Here is a 16,005-nt window from a genome sequence, read left to right as displayed (position 1 = left end):
GTGTTCAGAGCCAGGTGGACAGCGCCTTGACGATGGTGGCGCGGTTGCGGGGTGCGGTGAGGGTCGCGACGGGTTCGCCGCCGGAGAACAGGATCAGCGTGGGGATGCTGAGGACCTGGTAACGGACGGCGATGTCGGGGTGGGCGTCGATGTCGACCTTCACCACCGAGATCTTGTCCTGGTGCTCTTCGGCGAGGTCGGTGACGACGGGGCTGAGTTGCTTGCACGGGCCGCACCACGGCGCCCAGAAGTCGACCAGCACGGGCTTGTCGGAGCCGAGAACGGTGGTGTCGAAGGAATCCGTGGTCACGTCGGCGAGTTGCATGATGCTGGTCCTGATCATCCGAAGGTGAAGGAGAAGGCCTGGACGCCGGAGCTGACGGTCGCGGTGAGCGAGCCGCCCTGGATGGTCGGCGTGGAGATGAGCTGGTAGGAGTTCGGGGTGCCGTCGACCTGGATGGTCGTGGTCTTGCCGTAGTCCTGGATGGTGACGGTTCCCTTGCCGGACAACACCATCCGGACTTCCCTGGCGCGGTAGTTGAGCTTGATCTGCCCGGAGTCGCCGGTGGGGGTGATGGACTGGGTGTCGAGCTTCCAGTCACCGTTGAGCGCGAAGCTGTCCGTGTCCTGCTTTTCGGGGAACTGGAAGGACTTCTCGCCGCTGGTGTACTCCTCGGTGCCGGCGAAGTTCACGCGCTTGGTGGAGCCGAGGTAGGTCTCGCGGGTGATGTCGGCGATGACCGGGGTGTCGTCCTGCAGTTCGGTGGCCGCGGGCAGCTGGACTCCGGGCTTGGCGTCGTTCAGCAGTTGGCGGATGAGCTTCTCGGTGACCTGGTAGTCGCCTTCGCCGAACTTGATGTGCCGCACGGTGCCGGAGGCGTCGATCAGGTAGTGGGCGGGCCAGTAGCGGTTGCGGTAGTTGGTCCACGTGCCGAGGTTGTTGTCCAGGGCGACCGGGTACGTGATGCCGAAGTTCTTCGTCGCGGCCTCGACGTTCGCGGGTTCCTTCTCGAACGCGTACTCCGGTGAGTGCACGCCGATGACCTGGAGTCCGGCGTCGCGGTAGGCCTTGTCCCAGGCGACGACGTGCGGGATCGAGCGCTGGCAGTTGATGCAGGAGTAGGCCCAGAAGTCGACCATCACGACCTTGCCCTGGAGCGCCTTGAGCTCCAGCGGCTGGGAGTTGATCCACTGCTGGATGCCGGTGAGGTCGGGTGCGGTGCCGCAGCTCTCCAGTTCGGGGGCGCCGTCGGAGCACTTGTCGAGGTCTTTGTTCTGGTCGTTGACCAGGCCGCCGAGGTTCAGTGCCCTCTTGACCTGTTCGGAGTTGTTCACCTTGTCCTGCAACGACGCCGTGTAGTCGGGGATCGCGCGCTGCAGCAGCTGCGGCAGGTTGAACACGAGGCCGATCGCGAGCGCGATCATGACGATGCCCGCGGTGATGCGGATGCCGCGCTGGCGCTTGCGGAAGGCCCGCACGCGTTCGGCTACGCGACGGCCTGCCAACGCGAAGATGAGCAACGGGATCGCGGCGCCGACCGCGAACGTGAGGGTCAGCACCACGGTCTCGGTGCCGATCCGGCCGGTGGAGCCGGCGACGGTGATGGCGGCCAGCACGGGTCCGGCGCAGGGCACGTAGACGGCGCCGAGGGCGAGGCCGAGGGTGAAGCCGCCGCGGCTCGCGTCCGGGTTGCGTTGCGGAATCCAGGTGAACGGCTTCTCCAGCAACTGCTCGAAGCGCGGCACGATCAGGCCGATGCCGATCAGCACGAGCACGACGATTCCGGCGTAGCGCAGCACGTCCTGCGGCAGGTTCAGCACGGTCAGCAGCAGTGAGCCGAACAGCGTGACGAGGCTGAAGCTGACGACGAGCCCGGCGATGACCAGGTAGGGCCGCGCCCGCGACGCCGGCTTGGTCGCCACCGCCACCCCGGAGCCGGAGTCCGTCGTGCGGGCGCTCTGCGTGCCGCCGGAGAAGAAGATGACGGGAAGGACGGGGAGGATGCACGGCGAGATGCCGGTGACCAGGCCGCCGATCAGACCGATCAGTGCGAGGGTCAACATGGGGGAGCCCTACTGGAGTGTGGCGAAAGTGCTTGGTGCCAGTGCTTCGGGGCAGTGGGCACCGCGGATTGCCGGCACGGGCGAAACACTTCGCACCCCCACCGATCGGGTGACGCCGACCGTCGATTGTGGACTGAAGCCCTGCGCCGGGGCGTTTCTCCTGGTCACGTCAGATGCGCGGATTCGTTGGTAACAGGTCGATAACCAGACCCATCCGCTGTCGCGGGGGTGGCGAATCACCGGCATCAACAGGCCGAACACTCCTGGGAGATGTCTCGTCATGAACAAGTCCGTTCGCAACACCGTCCTGGCCGTCGGCGCCGTCTCGCTCGCCCTGTTCGGCGCGGCGTGCGGCTCGGGTGACATGGCCAGCAGCGGCAGCTCCTCCACCGCGGCCGCCCCCACCACGACCGCCTCGTCCGCGGCCGCGATGGACCCGGCCCGCGACCTCGTCGGCCCCGGCTGCGCCGACTACGCCAAGCAGGTTCCGTCGGGTGCCGGTTCCGTGTCGGGCATGGCCGCTGATCCGGTCGCGGTCGCCGCGTCGAACAACCCGCTGCTCACGACGCTGGTCAGCGCCGTCTCCGGCAAGCTGAACCCGAAGGTCAACCTGGTCTCGACGCTCAACGGCGCCGAGTTCACCGTCTTCGCACCGGTGGACTCCGCCTTCGCGAAGATCGACGCCGCGACGATCGAGAAGCTCAAGACCGACGACGCGCTGCTGACGAAGATCCTGACCTACCACGTCGTCCCGGGTCAGATCTCGCCCGACAAGATCGTCGGTGACCAGAAGACCGTGGAGACCGGCACGGTCAAGGTCACGGGTACGAAGGACGCGCTGAAGGTCAACGACGCCAACGTGATCTGCGGCGGCGTGCACACCGCGAACGCGACCGTGTACCTGATCGACTCGGTGCTGCTCCCCGCCTGACATCTCCAGGGGTAGCCGTACCGCGACTCCGGAAACCGCACTGTGTTGCGGTTTCCGGAGTCTTCCCGTCTAGCGGCCGGACGGTCTGTTGTGGATGGTCACGGTGCCGTCCGACTCGAAGACCACGTGGTTCTCCGGCTCGCGGATCACGACGACGATCACGGTGTCGGGGTTCATCGGCCGCACGGCTCTGGTGATCATGAACGCGTTGAGGTCGTCGGGGACCGCGATGATGACCCGATCGGCGAGGTCGGCGGCGGCGTCGTCGAGCGCGCATCTGTCCCGCCCGTCACCGACGACGGCGGTGGCGCCGTTCGCGGTCGCCTCGGCGACGGCGAGGTAGTCGGTGTCGAGCACGGTCAGTCGCGCGTCCGGCTGCGAGGCCAGGACCGCGTTCACGGCGGCGCGGCCGGCGTCGCCGTATCCGATGACGAGGATGTGATCGGTCACGACCAGGGATTCGGCGCACGCCTCGAACCGGATTGGCCGCCGAGGTCAGCGCAGCGCGATCGTGACCACCGGTGCGCCCGTCGGGCTGGGCGACCCACCGGCCGGTTCCGCGGTCAGGATGACCTCGTCGGCCCCTCCCAGTCCGCTCACCAGCAGTGACGTCACCTCGGTCCCCGGCAGGACCGTTCCGGCCGACCGCGGTCCGCGGGCGTCGACCAGCCACAACTGGTACGCGCGGTCGTGCGGCAACGTGCGCAGGCCGTTCGCCAGAAACAGCATCTCGTCGCGCGCTGCCGACACCGCCGCGGTGCCCGTCTGGTTCGCTGCGGAGAGGAGCCGCAGGTCCGGAGCCGCCAGCAGATCACCTGTCTTGGTGCGCGGGGGAGCGGTCACCGGACGAACTCCCGGACTGGTCAGCGAAGCATGCACGCCGGCCACCGTCATGGCGGCCACGCAGGCCGCGGCGACGAGCGCGGCGGCCCGCTGGAAGCCCTGCCTCCGCGAGTGGACCGGCCTGACGCCGGCGCCGGGCGGTACCTGGTGCACGAGCTGGACCGCGTCGAGCACGACAGGCCGGAGGGCCATCGGGTAGATGCGGTCGACGGCGGCACCGAGCAGGGCCGCGGTCCGGGTGAACCCCGCGAGTTCGTCCACACAGGACTGACATCGGGTCAGGTGTTGCTGGAACTCGGCACGTTCGGCTTCCGGCAGCGCGCCGAGCGCGTGGGCACCGGTCTGCAGGTGCGGGTTGATCGCACTAGGCGTTCCCGGTTTCACGCGGGTGCTTCGACACTGATCGGCGAACGGATTGCTGTGCGATGGAAGTGAACCAATCCGGTGAACGAACGGTGCCGAATCATCGGTGTGAAAGCGATGCGTTCCATCCTCGTCGGTCTTGTGTCTGTGGCGGCCGCGCTGGCGGCGGGACATCTCGTCGCGGGGCTGGTGAGCCCATTGGCTTCGCCGTTCCTCGCGGTCGGCAACACGGCGATCGACCTGACGCCCACTCCGTTGAAGGACTTCGCGGTCCGCACGTTCGGCGAGAACGACAAGCTGGTGCTGCTCGGCGGCATGGCGGTCGTGCTCGCGGTGCTGGGCGTGGTCGCCGGTCTGGTGTCGCGCCGCAGTCCCTGGCCGGGCATGGCCCTCGCGGGTGTGCTCGGACTGCTGGGCATCGCCGCGGTGCTGGCGCGGCCCACGACGACCGCGTGGGCAGTCATCGCCCCGGTCGTGAGCCTGGTCGTCGGTGTCGCGGCGTTCCGCTGGTTGTGGTCGCAGGCGCCCGCTGTCGTGCCGGGCAGGCGGAAGTTCCTGCTGTCGACCGCGGCGATCGCGGCGGGTGCCGGTGTCGCCGCGGTGGGCGGGCAGCTGCTCGCCGGCCGGGTGGACGTCGAGGCGTCCCGCCGGGCGATCACGCTCCGGCCGCGCGAGACCGCGCCGAAGATCCCGTTCGACGCCGACTTCTCCCGCGAGGGCACGCCGCCGTTCCTGACGCCGCTCGACAAGTTCTACCGCGTGGACACCGCGTTGAGCATTCCCCGTTTGCGCGCGGAGGACCTGCGGTTGCGGGTGCACGGCATGGTGGACCGGGAGATGGTGCTGACCTACGACGACCTGTTGCGGCGCCCGTTGGTGGAGAAGACCATCACACTGGTCTGCGTGTCCAACGAGGTCGGTGGGCCGTACATCTCGACGGCGAACTTCATCGGCGTGGACCTGGCCGAACTGCTTCGGGAGGTCGGGGTGCGCCCCGGTTCCGACCAGCTCGCGACGCGCAGCGTGGACGGCTGGACGTGCGGTACCCCGGTCGAGACGATCATGGCGCCCGGCTCGAACGCCATGCTGGCGCTGGGGATGAACGGCGAGCCGCTGCCGTTGGAGCGCGGTTTCCCGGTGCGGATGGTCGTACCCGGTCTCTACGGCTACGTGTCCGCGACGAAATGGCTGGTGGACATGGAGCTCACCACCTTCGACGCGTTCGACCCGTACTGGGCGCAGCGCACGTGGGCCAAGAAGGCCCCGGTCAAGACCATGTCGAGGATCGACCGGCCGAAGTCGTTCGAACGGGTGCCGGCCGGGAAGTTCGTCGTGGCGGGGATCGCGTGGGCCCAGCACCGCGGCATCGACCGCGTCGAGGTCCGGGTCGACGGTGGGCCCTGGCAGCCGACCACGCTGACCAAGGAGGTCAACGTCGACACGTGGCGGATGTGGCGTGCCGAGCTGGACCTGGAGCCGGGCAACCACACCGTCGAATGCCGTGCCACGGACCGCGACGGCTACACCCAGACCAACGACCGCGCCGCCCCGATCCCGGACGGGGCGACCGGCTGGCACTCGATGGTCTTCACCTCGGTGGCGGGCTAGGCGCTCGCCACGCTGAGTGGATCATTTGGATTGAATTTCGTGGCGCAAAGTAGTTGGAATTTAATGTTTCAATATTCTTTGACAAGTTGAGCTGCGAGAACAGAATTTCTTCCACTTTCGAGTGAACCGGGTGGCAGAGGGCTTCGAATCACCTGATGAACGGGTGCTCCTCAAGTTCGAGGGGAGGTGATTTCATGAAGTCGACGTGTACGAGAACCGTCCGGCGGGTGGTACTGCTGGGTGGTTTCCTGCTCGGGTTCGGGCTGCTCTCGGCCGGAGTCGCGAGTGCTGACGACGGTGACTCGCCCGGCTTGCTGGGCGGTGTCACCGAGCTGGTGTCGCCCGTGACAGAGGCGGTCGCGCCGGTGACCAAGAGCGTCTCCGACCTGACCGCTCCCGTCGTTCGCGAGGCAGAGCTGGTGCTCTCGCCGGTCACCGAGCTCGCGGCACCGGTGCTCGCGCCGGTGAACGACGTGGCGAAGCCGGTTCTGAAGCCGCTCAACGCGGTGCTGGACCCGGTCGTGGCGCCGGTCGTGCAGTCCGTGGAGCCCGTGCTCGCACCGCTGCAACCGGCGGTCGGCCCGCTGCTCACCCCGGTGGTGCGGGCGGTGCCGGACGTCCCGGTCGTCGCGCGTGCCGCGGAACCGTTGGTGGACAAGCCTTCTGCTCCGGCAGAGGTGGTGCCGCCGACGCCCGCGCCGGACCCGGTGGTTCCGCTCGAACCACTCGCCACTCCGGTGGCGTGGACCGATCCTGTTGCGGCTTCGGCGAAACAGCCTGCGCCCCAGGAACGATCTGAGGCAGGCGTGGCGCCGGTGCCGAACGCACCCGCCGAACCGTTGCCCGACATGCCCTTCGCGTTACCGGGGATGACGGGAACGGCCGCTACCGGCGGGTCGGCGAGCCAGCTGACGGCGGATCTGCCGTCAGGACAAGGAGACCGTCCGCGTGGTGCCACTCTCCCGGAGGTTGCGGGAGATCAGGTCCACGGGTCGTGGTGCTACTACTACGGCCGAAGTCATCCCAGTTGATCAGCCCTGTCAGTCCCAAGCCGACCAGATCACCAAGCTTGAACCGACAGGAAGATCGACATGAACAGCTATCTGCGACGCGGCCTGCTGGCCGCAGCGTTCTCAGGAGGGTTCCTCCTGGCCGGATCGGCGATCGCAAGCGCTGACACGGGTGGCAACGGCCTCCTGGGTGGCGTCGGCGACGTCGTGCACTCCGTTGTGAACGGCGGCAACGGCGGGAACTCGGGCAACGGCGGCAACGCCTCCAGCTCGAACAACGCCACGTCCGGCAACTCGGGCAACTCCGGGAACTCCGGCGACACCGGTGGCAACAGCGCCCACAACGTCTGCGTGCTCGCGAAGTGCAACACCAACGTGAGCTCGGGCGACTCGGGCAACACCGGCGCGACCGGCAACACCGGGGACGCGTCCAACCACAGCACCACGACGGGCGGGAACTCCGGCCCGGCGGGTGACGGTGGCAACGCGACCGCCGCGAACCAGGGCAGGTCCGGTTCGGCCAACGCCGGCAACGGTGGCAACTCGGGCAACGGCGGCAACGCCACGAGCTCGAACAACGCCACGTCCGGGAACTCGGGCAACTCCGGGAACTCGGGGAACACCGGTGGCAACAGCGCCTACGGGCTCTGCGTGCTGGCCGAGTGCAACACGAGCGTGAGCTCGGGCGACTCGGGTGACACCGGTGCGACCGGCAACACCGGCGACGCGAGCAACACCAGCGTCACCAAGGGCGGCAACAGCGGCCCGGCCGGTGACGGTGGCGACGCGTGGGCCAAGAACGAGGGCAAGTCGTGGAACCACGGCAAGTCCGGCAACACGAACGCGACCGCGGGCAACGGCGGGAACTCGGGCAACGGCGGCAACGCCTCCAGCTCGAACAACGCCACGTCCGGGAACTCCGGCAACTCGGGGAACTCCGGCGACACCGGCGGCAACAAGGCGATCGTCTACACGATCGGCGAGAAGCAGGGACATGGTTGGAACAGCTCCAAGTCCCACACCACGGTGACGTCGGGCGACTCCGGCGACACCGGTGCGACCGGCTCGACCGGTGACGCGTGGAACCACAGCGCGACCTTGGGTGGCAACAGCGGCCCTGCCGGTGACGGTGGCGACGCGTGGGCGATGACCAAGCAGGACAAGTGGAACCACGGCAAGTCCTGGAACCACGGCAAGTCCGGTTCGGCCAACGCGACCGCGGGCAACGGCGGGAACTCGGGCAACGGCGGCAACGCCTCCAGCTCGAACAACGCCACGACCGGGAACTCCGGCAACTCGGGGAACTCCGGCGACACCGGCGGCAACAAGGCGTTCGTGAAGACGGACAACAGCAAGTGGTCCGGACACCACGGCGACAAGTGCCGCAAGCACCACGGTGGGAAGCACCACAACTGGAAGAACCACGGCACCAAGTCCTGGACCGAGGTCACCTCGGGCAACTCCGGCGACACGGGTGCCACCGGCTCAACCGGTGACGCGTCCAACCACAGCAACACGGTCGGTGGGAACTCCGGTCCGGCGGGCGACGGCGGCAACGCCAAGTCCTGGACCCACGGGAAGCACTCCGTGAAGGCGTGACCACGAGGTGATCACAGGGCGGGGCCGGAGCGATCCGGCCCCGCCTTTCTCGTGCGGTCAGGGGAACGTGGAGGACAGCGCGATCGCCCCGGCGGCGTCGCGCACGACGAACCCGGACGCGTCGGCGCGCAGCAGGGAGCTGTTCAGGTTGCAGTGCATGAGGTTCTGGCCGGTGCCGACGAACGAGCCCGCGGACACCTCGGCGCCGTCCGTGCCGGTGACGGAGACCTGGTAGGTCTGCCCGGCGGCGAACCCCTGGCCGTCGAGCTTGATCTCGACTCCCCAGGTGTGCGGGACGAGCGCTGCCTCCGCCGTCACCCCCGGCGCCGCCGCCGAGATCGCGACCTGTTCCAAAGGCGCCGTGGGGCGCAGGTACCACCAGGTCGCGCCGGCGAGCACGACAGCGGCCGCGGCGACCAGGAGAGCAGTGCGTCGTCTGCGGTGGGCGCCGACCTTCCGCACGACCAGGTCTTCCAGATGCGACGGCACGGTGACGTTGTCTGGGTTCGCGCCAGCCAGCGCACGCACGGTGGGCGCGAGCTCGGCGACCGTGGCCCGGCAGTCGGCGCAGTCGTCGAGGTGGTCCTGCACGGCGTCCAGTTCGGAGCCGGTGAGGTGGTTGAGGACGTAGGCGCCGAGCAGTTCGGTTCGCCGCTCGTGCACGGGGTCGTTCACGGCCGCACCCCCATCTCCTCCATCGCCAGCCGCAGCGCCTTCAGCCCGAAGAACACCCGGCTGCGCAGCGTCACCTGCGACACGCCCACCTCCGCCGCGACCTCCTGATAGGACCGGCCGCGCAGGTAAGTCTCCACCAGGGCCACGCGGTGGGCGTCGCTGATCCTCAGCAATGCCTGTTCCACGAGCTGCTGGTCGAGCACCGAGTCGGCGTGGTCGGAGACGTCGCCGGGCAGCTGCGCCGCGGCCGCGTCGACTCGCCGGTCCCGCCGGGCCCGCGCGCGAGCCTCGTCGATCACGACGTTGCGCGCGATCGCGAACAGCCACACGCGCCGGCTCGCCACGTCCGGGTCGAACCGTTCGGCGGACCGCCACGCTCTCAGGAACACCTCCTGCACGGCCTCCTCGGCCGCCTGCCCGTCGCCGAGCTGCCGGAGCGCGAAGCGGTAGAGCTCCGGGCCGTGCGTGGCGTAGACGTCCCGGAGGTCCAGGTCCGTCTTCTTGCCGATGATCGCCATGAGCTTCCCGTCGCCGCTCCTGAAAGCCAGTTCGGCACCGGGCCCGCGGTGGATGGGTCTGATTTGTTCGGTTCGGGCTTCAACGCCGGACCCGGACGCGTCGTACACACCCGTGTTCCGCGTTCATCAGGCCCTGGGAGAAACCATGCGCATCGCCCGCACGACCGCCATCGCCGCGGCCGCCGCACTGCTCGCCGGCGTGCTCGGCGCCGCACCCGCCTCGGCGTCCGGCGACCAGCTCCGCGTCCACCTGCTGACCGACGACGGCGTGCTCAGCACCCGCACCTGGTCCTCGCCGCTGTTCGCGCAGCACCGCGTGCGCGTCACCGGCCTCAAGGCCCACGACCGCCTCGCGGGCATCGACGTGCGCCCGGCCACCGGCGTCCTGTACGCGATCGCACGCTCCGGCCAGCTCTACACGCTCGACACCCGCACCGGTCGCGCCACCGCCGTGGGCACCCCGATCGCGCTGAACGGCACCGCGATCGGCTTCGACTTCAACCCGACCGTGGACCGCATCCGCCTGGTCACCTCCACCGGCCAGAACCTGCGCCTGGTCCCCGACACCGGCGCCCTCGCCGCCACCGACGGGCCGCTGGCCTACGCGCCGGGCGACCGCGCGGCGGGCTCCACGCCCAAGGTGTCCGCGGCTGGCTACACGAACAGCGTCGCCGGGGCGACCTCCACCACCCTCTACGACATCGACAGCCACAAGGACACGCTCGTCACCCAGGGCACGGCCGCCGGTGTCACCCCGGTCGTCTCGCCGAACACCGGCCAGCTCTTCACCGTCGGCAGGCTCGGCGTGGACGTCGACAAGGCCAACGGCTTCGACATCGCCACCGTCAACGGCCGCCACCACGCCCTCGCCGCCGTCCGTTCGCCGTTGGCGCTGCTCGGAGGCTCCCTGCTGGTGAAGATCGACCTGGGCACCGGCCGCGCCTCCGTCGCCGGGCTCGCGGGCGGCGAAGTCGTCGGTGTGGCGTTCGCGAAGTAGCGGTGAGTAACGGATTGGTAACCGAACCAATCCGCCCTCTGGAGGGGTTCGAATCACGGTCAGCAATCGTTCGAACACTCTTTGGAGATGTCCTGTTATGAAGAAGACCGTCCGCAGCACCGCCCTGGCCGTCGGCGTCGCCTCGCTCGCCCTGTTCGGTGCTGCCTGCGGCTCGGGTGACACCGCCGCCAGCGGCAGCTCGTCCACGGCTGCCGCCCCGACCTCGACGGCCGCTTCCTCGGCCGCCGCGGACCCGGCGCGCGATCTGGTCGGCCCGGGCTGCGCGGACTACGCGAAGCAGGTCCCGTCGGGCGCCGGTTCGGTGTCGGGCATGGCCGCCGACCCGGTCGCCGTCGCCGCGAGCAACAACCCGCTGCTCAAGACGCTGGTCGACGCGGTGTCGGGCAAGCTCAACCCGAAGGTCAACCTGGTCTCGACGCTGAACGGCGCCGAGTTCACGGTGTTCGCGCCGGTCGACTCGGCGTTCGGCAAGATCGACGCCGCGACGATCGAGAAGCTCAAGACCGACGACGCGCTGCTGACCAAGATCCTGACCTACCACGTCGTCCCCGGCCAGATCTCGCCCGACAAGATCGTCGGCGACCAGAAGACCGTCGAGACCGGCGTCGTGAAGGTCACCGGCTCGAAGGACGCGCTGAAGGTCAACGACGCCAGCGTGATCTGCGGCGGCGTGCACACCGCCAACGCCACCGTGTACCTGATCGACACGGTGCTGATCCCCGCCTGACAGCCCACCGCGTGAGGCCCCCGGCACAGTCGCTGTGCCGGGGGCCTTCCCGTGTCAGCGCCTGCTCGCCACGACCGACTGGCGCACGAACTCCAGGATCGCGAAGCGCGCCGCCTGGGCGGGGATCGAACCCCAGACCAGGTCGAAGCAGTGGTCGGCGCGCTTGAGCGCCACCAGCGTCGGCAGTTCCAGAGCCACGACGTACGGCGTGACCGTCTCGATCGGCACCCACTGGTCGTTCGCACCAGTGATGATGCAGACGCGTGCCGGTGCGGTGCGCACATGCGCGATGGGCGAGCACCACTCCCAGCGCGACGACACCTCCTGCGGTGTGCCGCCGAGGAAGTCCACCAACGGCGAAACCTCGCGGTCGACCGGACTGAAGCGCTTGCGCCGCAAGGAGTCGTAGAGACTGAACAGGTCCACCGGCCCGTACACCGACACGACGCCGCACGGCCGTGGATGTTCATCAAGGCTGGCCGCGAGCAACGCCAGATGCCCGCCCGCCGACGAACCGAACAACACGATCCGCGCCGGGTCCACACCGAGTTCGCCGGCATGGTCCTCGACCCACTTCATGGCGTCGAGCACGTCGAACGGCGCGACGTCCCACCGGGCGGGCGGCGCGAGCCGGTAGCTGATGCAGATCGCCCGATAGCCGTTGTCCGCCAACCAGTTCGCATAGGCGCGCAGCTGACGCCAGTTCCCGCCTGCCCAGCCACCGCCGTGCACCAGCACGACCGCCGGCCCGGTGGTGTGCCGGTCGGCCGGATGCCAGATCCCCAGCGGAAGGCGGGCGCCGTCGCGCGACGTGAGCTCGTGCGTCTCCGGTGCACGTGCGCGCAGAAAGCCTGTGATGTCGAAGAAAGCGGCGAACACGGACGGACGAGCGCCCATCGCGAGGGCTTGGCCGAGCTGTGCTCCGGCCACGCACAACTGGGCGCCCGCGACCACCGCGGCGAGGACCGCGAACACGAGGTTCCCGTCGACCGCGGCGACCACCGCCAGCACGATCGCGAGCAGCGCCAGGGGAGGCGCGAGGCTCAGCGTCAGGGCGCGGACAACCCACAGGAACGGTGCGGGGGAAGGAAGAAGTGACACCGCCGCGAGCACCGCGATCAGCACGATGATGGTCTGAAGCACGCTGGTCGGCCCTTCCACTGGACTGGCCTGGACACCGGTGCTTCGTCGCGCCGGACCGCGTGGATTGGTTCGGACACGAAAAACCGCCCCGGAACCAGGTTTCCGGGGCGGTTTCTCACGGGAGGGCTTAGGTCAGAGCCCCAGGTCGAGGTCGTTCAGCACGCCGCCGACGTTGACGTCGCCCAGCTCGCCGTTGACGTCGCCGATGTTGCCGATGTCGCCCACGTGGCCGACACCGGTCACGTCGCCGAGGTTGCCCACGTTGGACACGACGTCGGTGACGTTGCCGACGTGGTCGAGCGAGAGGTCGTTGCCGGTCACGTTGCCGATGACCGAGGTGACGTCGCCGTTGAGCGCGTCGGTGACACCCAGGTCGCCGGTGTGCACGCCGCTGGTGACGTCGCCGACGACATCGGTGATGTGCGTGGTGTCGAGGACCTCGGTGCCGTTGCTGATGTCGCCGACGGTGTCGGTGACGTTCAGGTCGGTGACGGTCTTCGTGACGTCGGTGACCGTGCCGACCTGGGCGATGTCGAGCGCGCTGGTCGGGTCGCTGAGCACGTCGAACCCGTTCGTGACGCCGTGCACGGTGGCCACGAGGCCGGAGACAGCGCCGAAGGCCGTGTTGTCCTCGAGCTGCGAGCCCACGGTGTTCTGCAGGGTGCCCATGAGGTCGAGCTGGTCGTCGAGCGACAGGTCGGAGATCGAGCCGAGGTCACCCAGCGAGGAGACCGGGGCGAAGTCGAGCACGAGCGGCAGCAGCTCCTGGATGTCGGCCGGGTGCACGTCGCCCAGACCGGCGGCGTCGAGCGAGCCCTGGGGGTCGAGCTGGAAGGCCGACCGGGCGTCGGGGTCGCCGAGCAGGTTGAGGGCGAACTCGTTCAGCGTCTGGGGCAGGGTCACGTCGAACTCCAGGTGCGTCGTTGTGCTTGTGCCACTGAAAGTTACGAAGAACCGCACTCTCGCCGCATCGGGTGACGATCCGGGTTCGGAACCGGGGAGACGCATAGGGGATTGCAGCCACCGCGAGTGAGGGGATAGGGGGTTTTTCCGGGTTTCCGTCTCGAAACCAAACCCGAACGGGTGATGCTCCGAATGTTCTCGGTAGGACTCGTCACGAGGAGGTTCGCGCGTTCATGTTGCTCGACGAAGGCACCATCGGGGCACTCGAACGAGCGCGGGACGCACACCACGTCGTGCTGACCGGCCCGGCCGGATGCGGCAAGTCCGCGGTGCTGGCGAGTTTCGAGGGGTTCACCGCCGTCGACGACGGACACGCGATCACCGAGGCGGAGGCCGATCGGGTGCTGGCGTCCGGCGAACCGCTGGTGATCGCCCATCGGCTGTGGCCGGACAACCGCGCGCTCGCCCGGCTCGTCGGCTCGCTGCCCGGCACCGTGGCCAGGGTGCCGCTGGGTCCGTTGTCCCCGTCGCAGGTCAGGACGTTCGCGGCGGGCGTTCTCGGCGAGGAGCCGAGCCGGGACCTCGTGGCGCGCCTTTATGAACGGACCGGCGGCACGCCCGCGTTCGTGCTGGCCGAACTCTCGGCTGATCCCCGTGCGGCCTTCGCCCGGCACTTCGAGGAACTGCCCGCGACCGCGCGCGACCTGCTGCTCGCCGGCGCGCTCGGCGCCCCGTTCGACCTCGGCCTGCTCGCCTCGGTGCTCGCGATCGACCTGCCGACGGTGTCCGAGTCCGTCGAGTCGCTCAGGTCCGCGGGCCTGCTGAAGGTCGACGGCTCACCACTGTCCGTCGCGGCGGACGCGATCATCGCGCTGACCCCCGCGGACGTGCGGGCGGACCTGCTGCGCAAACTCGCCGTCGCGCAGGCCGCACGGGCCCAGCCGGTGTCGCACTACGTGCTCTCGCTGCTGGACCTGGGCGTGGCGGACGCTGATCTCGCCGAGGTGTTCACCGCTGCCGGTCGCGAGGTGGTCACCGGCGATCCGGCGCTCGCCGCGAGGTTGTTCGAGGTCACCGGCGCGACCACGGACCTGGCCCGCGCGCACGCCCTCAGCGGTGACCTCGACGGAGCCTTGGAGGCCGTGCACGCGGCAGCGGACGCGGACGCACTGCTCGTCGCCGCGACCGTGCTGACCTTGCGCGGCCAGGTGGGCCGCGGCGCCGAACTGCTCCAGCACACCGACGACGCTGTCGCCCGAGGGTTCGCGGTCACGGGCCTCCTGGGTGCCGGGCACCTCGACCGCGCTCGTTCCGCACTGGCCGCCAGGGCGCCCCAGCCCACCGGCTCGCTGTCCGACAGCCTCGGTCACCGCCTCGCCGACATCGTGGTCGCCTCGGTCACCGGCCCGCCCATGGCCGCCGTCTCCGCCGCGGTCGCCACCGCCGGGGTCAACCAGGCGGGCCCGCGCGCCGCGGTGCACCCGGACAGCCCCGTCGCCCTCGCCGCCCTGATCTGCCTGCACGCCGGAGAGCTGGCCACCGCCCGCACGCTGCTCAGCAGGTCCGTGCTCGGCGACGACGGCCTGGGCCTGCAGGCCGACCGCCACCGCCTGCTGCTCGCCACCACGGAGATGCTCGCCGGCGACCTCGACGCGGCCGAACTCGACCCCGCCCACCGCGAACCGCGCGAGGACCTCTTCGCGACGGCCCTGGCACTCGGCACCACTCGCCGCGCCGGCGACCTGCGTGCGTTGGGGGAGGCCTGGGAACCGGCCCAGCAGGCGCTCGTCGTGCACCCCGTCGACCTCTACACCCTCATCCCGCTCACCGAGATCGTCGTCGCGGCCGCCCGCATCGGCCAGTTCCGCCGCGTCGAGACGCACCTGAGCGAGGCGTGGGCGTTGCTCGACCGGCTCGACAACCCTCCACTGTGGACAACACTGCCGAGGTGGAACGCCTTCCACGCCGCACTGCTCACCGGCGACCACGACGCGGCAGACGAACACCTCGCCGTGCTCACGCACTCCGCGGCCACCCTGCCGTTCGCCAGCGCCCTGGCCGACGCGGGCCGCTGCTGGACCCTCGCCGGCCGCAACGAGGTCGACGCGGCGGAAGTCGAGGCAGCGGCCCGGGAACTCCGCGCCCACGGCCTGCGCGGCGACGCCGCACGACTGGCCGGACACGCGGCCATGCACACCACCGACCGCAAGGCGATGGCCCAACTGCTCGACACCGCCCGCCAGTTCCAGGGCCAGGGCCAGGACCGGGTCAACGCGGCCAGCCTCAGCGACCGCGAACAGGAGGTCGCCGCACTGGTCCGCGACGGCCTGACCTACCGCGAGGTCGGCGACACGCTGTTCATCTCCGCCAAGACCGTGGAGCACCACGTCACCCGCATCCGCCGCAAGCTCGGCGCCCGCAACCGCCGCGAGCTCGAACGCACCCTCGCCGACGTCGACCTGCCCGCGACCACCTAGGTCACCTGTTCGGGTGGACGGCCCGCGTGAGACCGAACCGAGCCTTGTCTCGCAACGGATGCACAGTGCGTGGATCCGCCAGATGCGGTTCAGCCGGCTCGGGACGGCGCCACGCACGTCCCTGTG

General features: G+C 69.6%; 15 protein-coding genes. 7 read left to right on the top strand and 8 right to left on the bottom strand.

Features of this window, described 5'->3' with window-relative positions:
- Positions 1–4: 4 nt before the first annotated feature.
- Together trxA and ACFWNN_RS07920 are read right to left on the bottom strand one after the other, a co-directional pair.
- Positions 5–325, bottom strand: coding sequence for a thioredoxin (trxA, locus tag ACFWNN_RS07925; protein WP_382439123.1), 321 nt, complete (start codon positions 323–325; stop codon positions 5–7).
- Between the two features lie 14 nt (positions 326–339).
- The gene (locus ACFWNN_RS07920; protein ID WP_382439122.1) at positions 340–2,064 is read right to left on the bottom strand and encodes a cytochrome c biogenesis protein DipZ; all 1,725 of its coding nucleotides are present in this window, start codon (positions 2,062–2,064) and stop codon (positions 340–342) included.
- A gap of 280 nt (positions 2,065–2,344) precedes the next feature.
- Between ACFWNN_RS07920 and ACFWNN_RS07915 the strand changes: the two genes are divergently transcribed.
- The gene (locus ACFWNN_RS07915) at positions 2,345–2,995 is read left to right on the top strand and encodes a fasciclin domain-containing protein (protein ID WP_382439121.1); all 651 of its coding nucleotides are present in this window, start codon (positions 2,345–2,347) and stop codon (positions 2,993–2,995) included.
- A gap of 69 nt (positions 2,996–3,064) precedes the next feature.
- Here the strand turns inward: ACFWNN_RS07915 and ACFWNN_RS07910 are convergent, their stop codons facing one another.
- Positions 3,065–3,445, bottom strand: coding sequence for an NAD-binding protein (locus ACFWNN_RS07910; RefSeq protein ID WP_382439120.1), 381 nt, complete (start codon positions 3,443–3,445; stop codon positions 3,065–3,067).
- A gap of 45 nt (positions 3,446–3,490) precedes the next feature.
- A complete protein-coding gene (locus tag ACFWNN_RS07905) occupies positions 3,491–4,222 on the bottom strand; it encodes an anti-sigma factor domain-containing protein (protein WP_382439119.1) in 732 nt (243 codons plus the stop codon).
- A 96-nt stretch (positions 4,223–4,318) separates the two neighbouring features.
- On the opposite strand from ACFWNN_RS07905, the gene ACFWNN_RS07900 reads away from it, so the two are divergent.
- The 3 genes from ACFWNN_RS07900 to ACFWNN_RS07890 all read left to right on the top strand — a co-directional run bounded on the left by ACFWNN_RS07900 (position 4,319) and on the right by ACFWNN_RS07890 (position 8,418).
- Positions 4,319–5,809 (top strand): molybdopterin-dependent oxidoreductase, encoded by a 1,491-nt coding sequence (locus ACFWNN_RS07900; protein WP_382439118.1) that lies wholly within the window; start codon positions 4,319–4,321, stop codon positions 5,807–5,809.
- A gap of 194 nt (positions 5,810–6,003) precedes the next feature.
- Positions 6,004–6,840, top strand: a complete 837-nt coding sequence (locus ACFWNN_RS07895; protein WP_382439117.1) for a hypothetical protein — start codon at positions 6,004–6,006, stop codon at positions 6,838–6,840.
- A 60-nt stretch (positions 6,841–6,900) separates the two neighbouring features.
- Positions 6,901–8,418 (top strand): hypothetical protein, encoded by a 1,518-nt coding sequence (locus ACFWNN_RS07890; protein WP_382439116.1) that lies wholly within the window; start codon positions 6,901–6,903, stop codon positions 8,416–8,418.
- Between the two features lie 57 nt (positions 8,419–8,475).
- Here ACFWNN_RS07890 and ACFWNN_RS07885 read toward each other — a convergent pair whose 3' ends face one another.
- Both ACFWNN_RS07885 and ACFWNN_RS07880 read right to left on the bottom strand, forming a co-directional pair.
- Positions 8,476–9,093: an anti-sigma factor family protein gene (locus ACFWNN_RS07885; protein ID WP_382439115.1), complete on the bottom strand. Its 618-nt coding sequence runs from the start codon at positions 9,091–9,093 to the stop codon at positions 8,476–8,478.
- The gene (locus ACFWNN_RS07880; protein WP_382439114.1) at positions 9,090–9,611 is read right to left on the bottom strand and encodes a sigma-70 family RNA polymerase sigma factor; all 522 of its coding nucleotides are present in this window, start codon (positions 9,609–9,611) and stop codon (positions 9,090–9,092) included. The genes ACFWNN_RS07885 and ACFWNN_RS07880 overlap by 4 nt, the downstream gene beginning before the upstream one ends.
- Positions 9,612–9,756: 145 nt before the next feature.
- On the opposite strand from ACFWNN_RS07880, the gene ACFWNN_RS07875 reads away from it, so the two are divergent.
- Both ACFWNN_RS07875 and ACFWNN_RS07870 read left to right on the top strand, forming a co-directional pair.
- A complete protein-coding gene (locus ACFWNN_RS07875) occupies positions 9,757–10,608 on the top strand; it encodes a DUF4394 domain-containing protein (RefSeq protein ID WP_382439113.1) in 852 nt (283 codons plus the stop codon).
- 97 nt (positions 10,609–10,705) lie between these two features.
- On the top strand, positions 10,706–11,356 hold the full coding sequence (locus tag ACFWNN_RS07870) for a fasciclin domain-containing protein (RefSeq protein WP_382439112.1): 651 nt from the start codon (positions 10,706–10,708) through the stop codon (positions 11,354–11,356).
- A gap of 54 nt (positions 11,357–11,410) precedes the next feature.
- Here ACFWNN_RS07870 and ACFWNN_RS07865 read toward each other — a convergent pair whose 3' ends face one another.
- Positions 11,411–12,499 (bottom strand): alpha/beta hydrolase, encoded by a 1,089-nt coding sequence (locus ACFWNN_RS07865; protein WP_382439111.1) that lies wholly within the window; start codon positions 12,497–12,499, stop codon positions 11,411–11,413.
- A gap of 132 nt (positions 12,500–12,631) precedes the next feature.
- The gene (locus tag ACFWNN_RS07860; protein ID WP_382439110.1) at positions 12,632–13,402 is read right to left on the bottom strand and encodes an IniB N-terminal domain-containing protein; all 771 of its coding nucleotides are present in this window, start codon (positions 13,400–13,402) and stop codon (positions 12,632–12,634) included.
- A 233-nt stretch (positions 13,403–13,635) separates the two neighbouring features.
- Here ACFWNN_RS07860 and ACFWNN_RS07855 point away from each other — a divergent pair, with 233 nt between their 5' ends.
- The gene (locus tag ACFWNN_RS07855) at positions 13,636–15,879 is read left to right on the top strand and encodes a LuxR C-terminal-related transcriptional regulator (protein WP_382439109.1); all 2,244 of its coding nucleotides are present in this window, start codon (positions 13,636–13,638) and stop codon (positions 15,877–15,879) included.
- The last annotated feature ends 126 nt before the right edge of the window (positions 15,880–16,005 follow it).

The organism is Lentzea sp. NPDC058450 (assembly GCF_042721395.1).
Taxonomy (GTDB): domain Bacteria; phylum Actinomycetota; class Actinomycetes; order Mycobacteriales; family Pseudonocardiaceae; genus Lentzea.
Note: the sequence above shows the minus strand (reverse complement) of the source record. Positions and strands in the feature narration are given on the sequence as shown.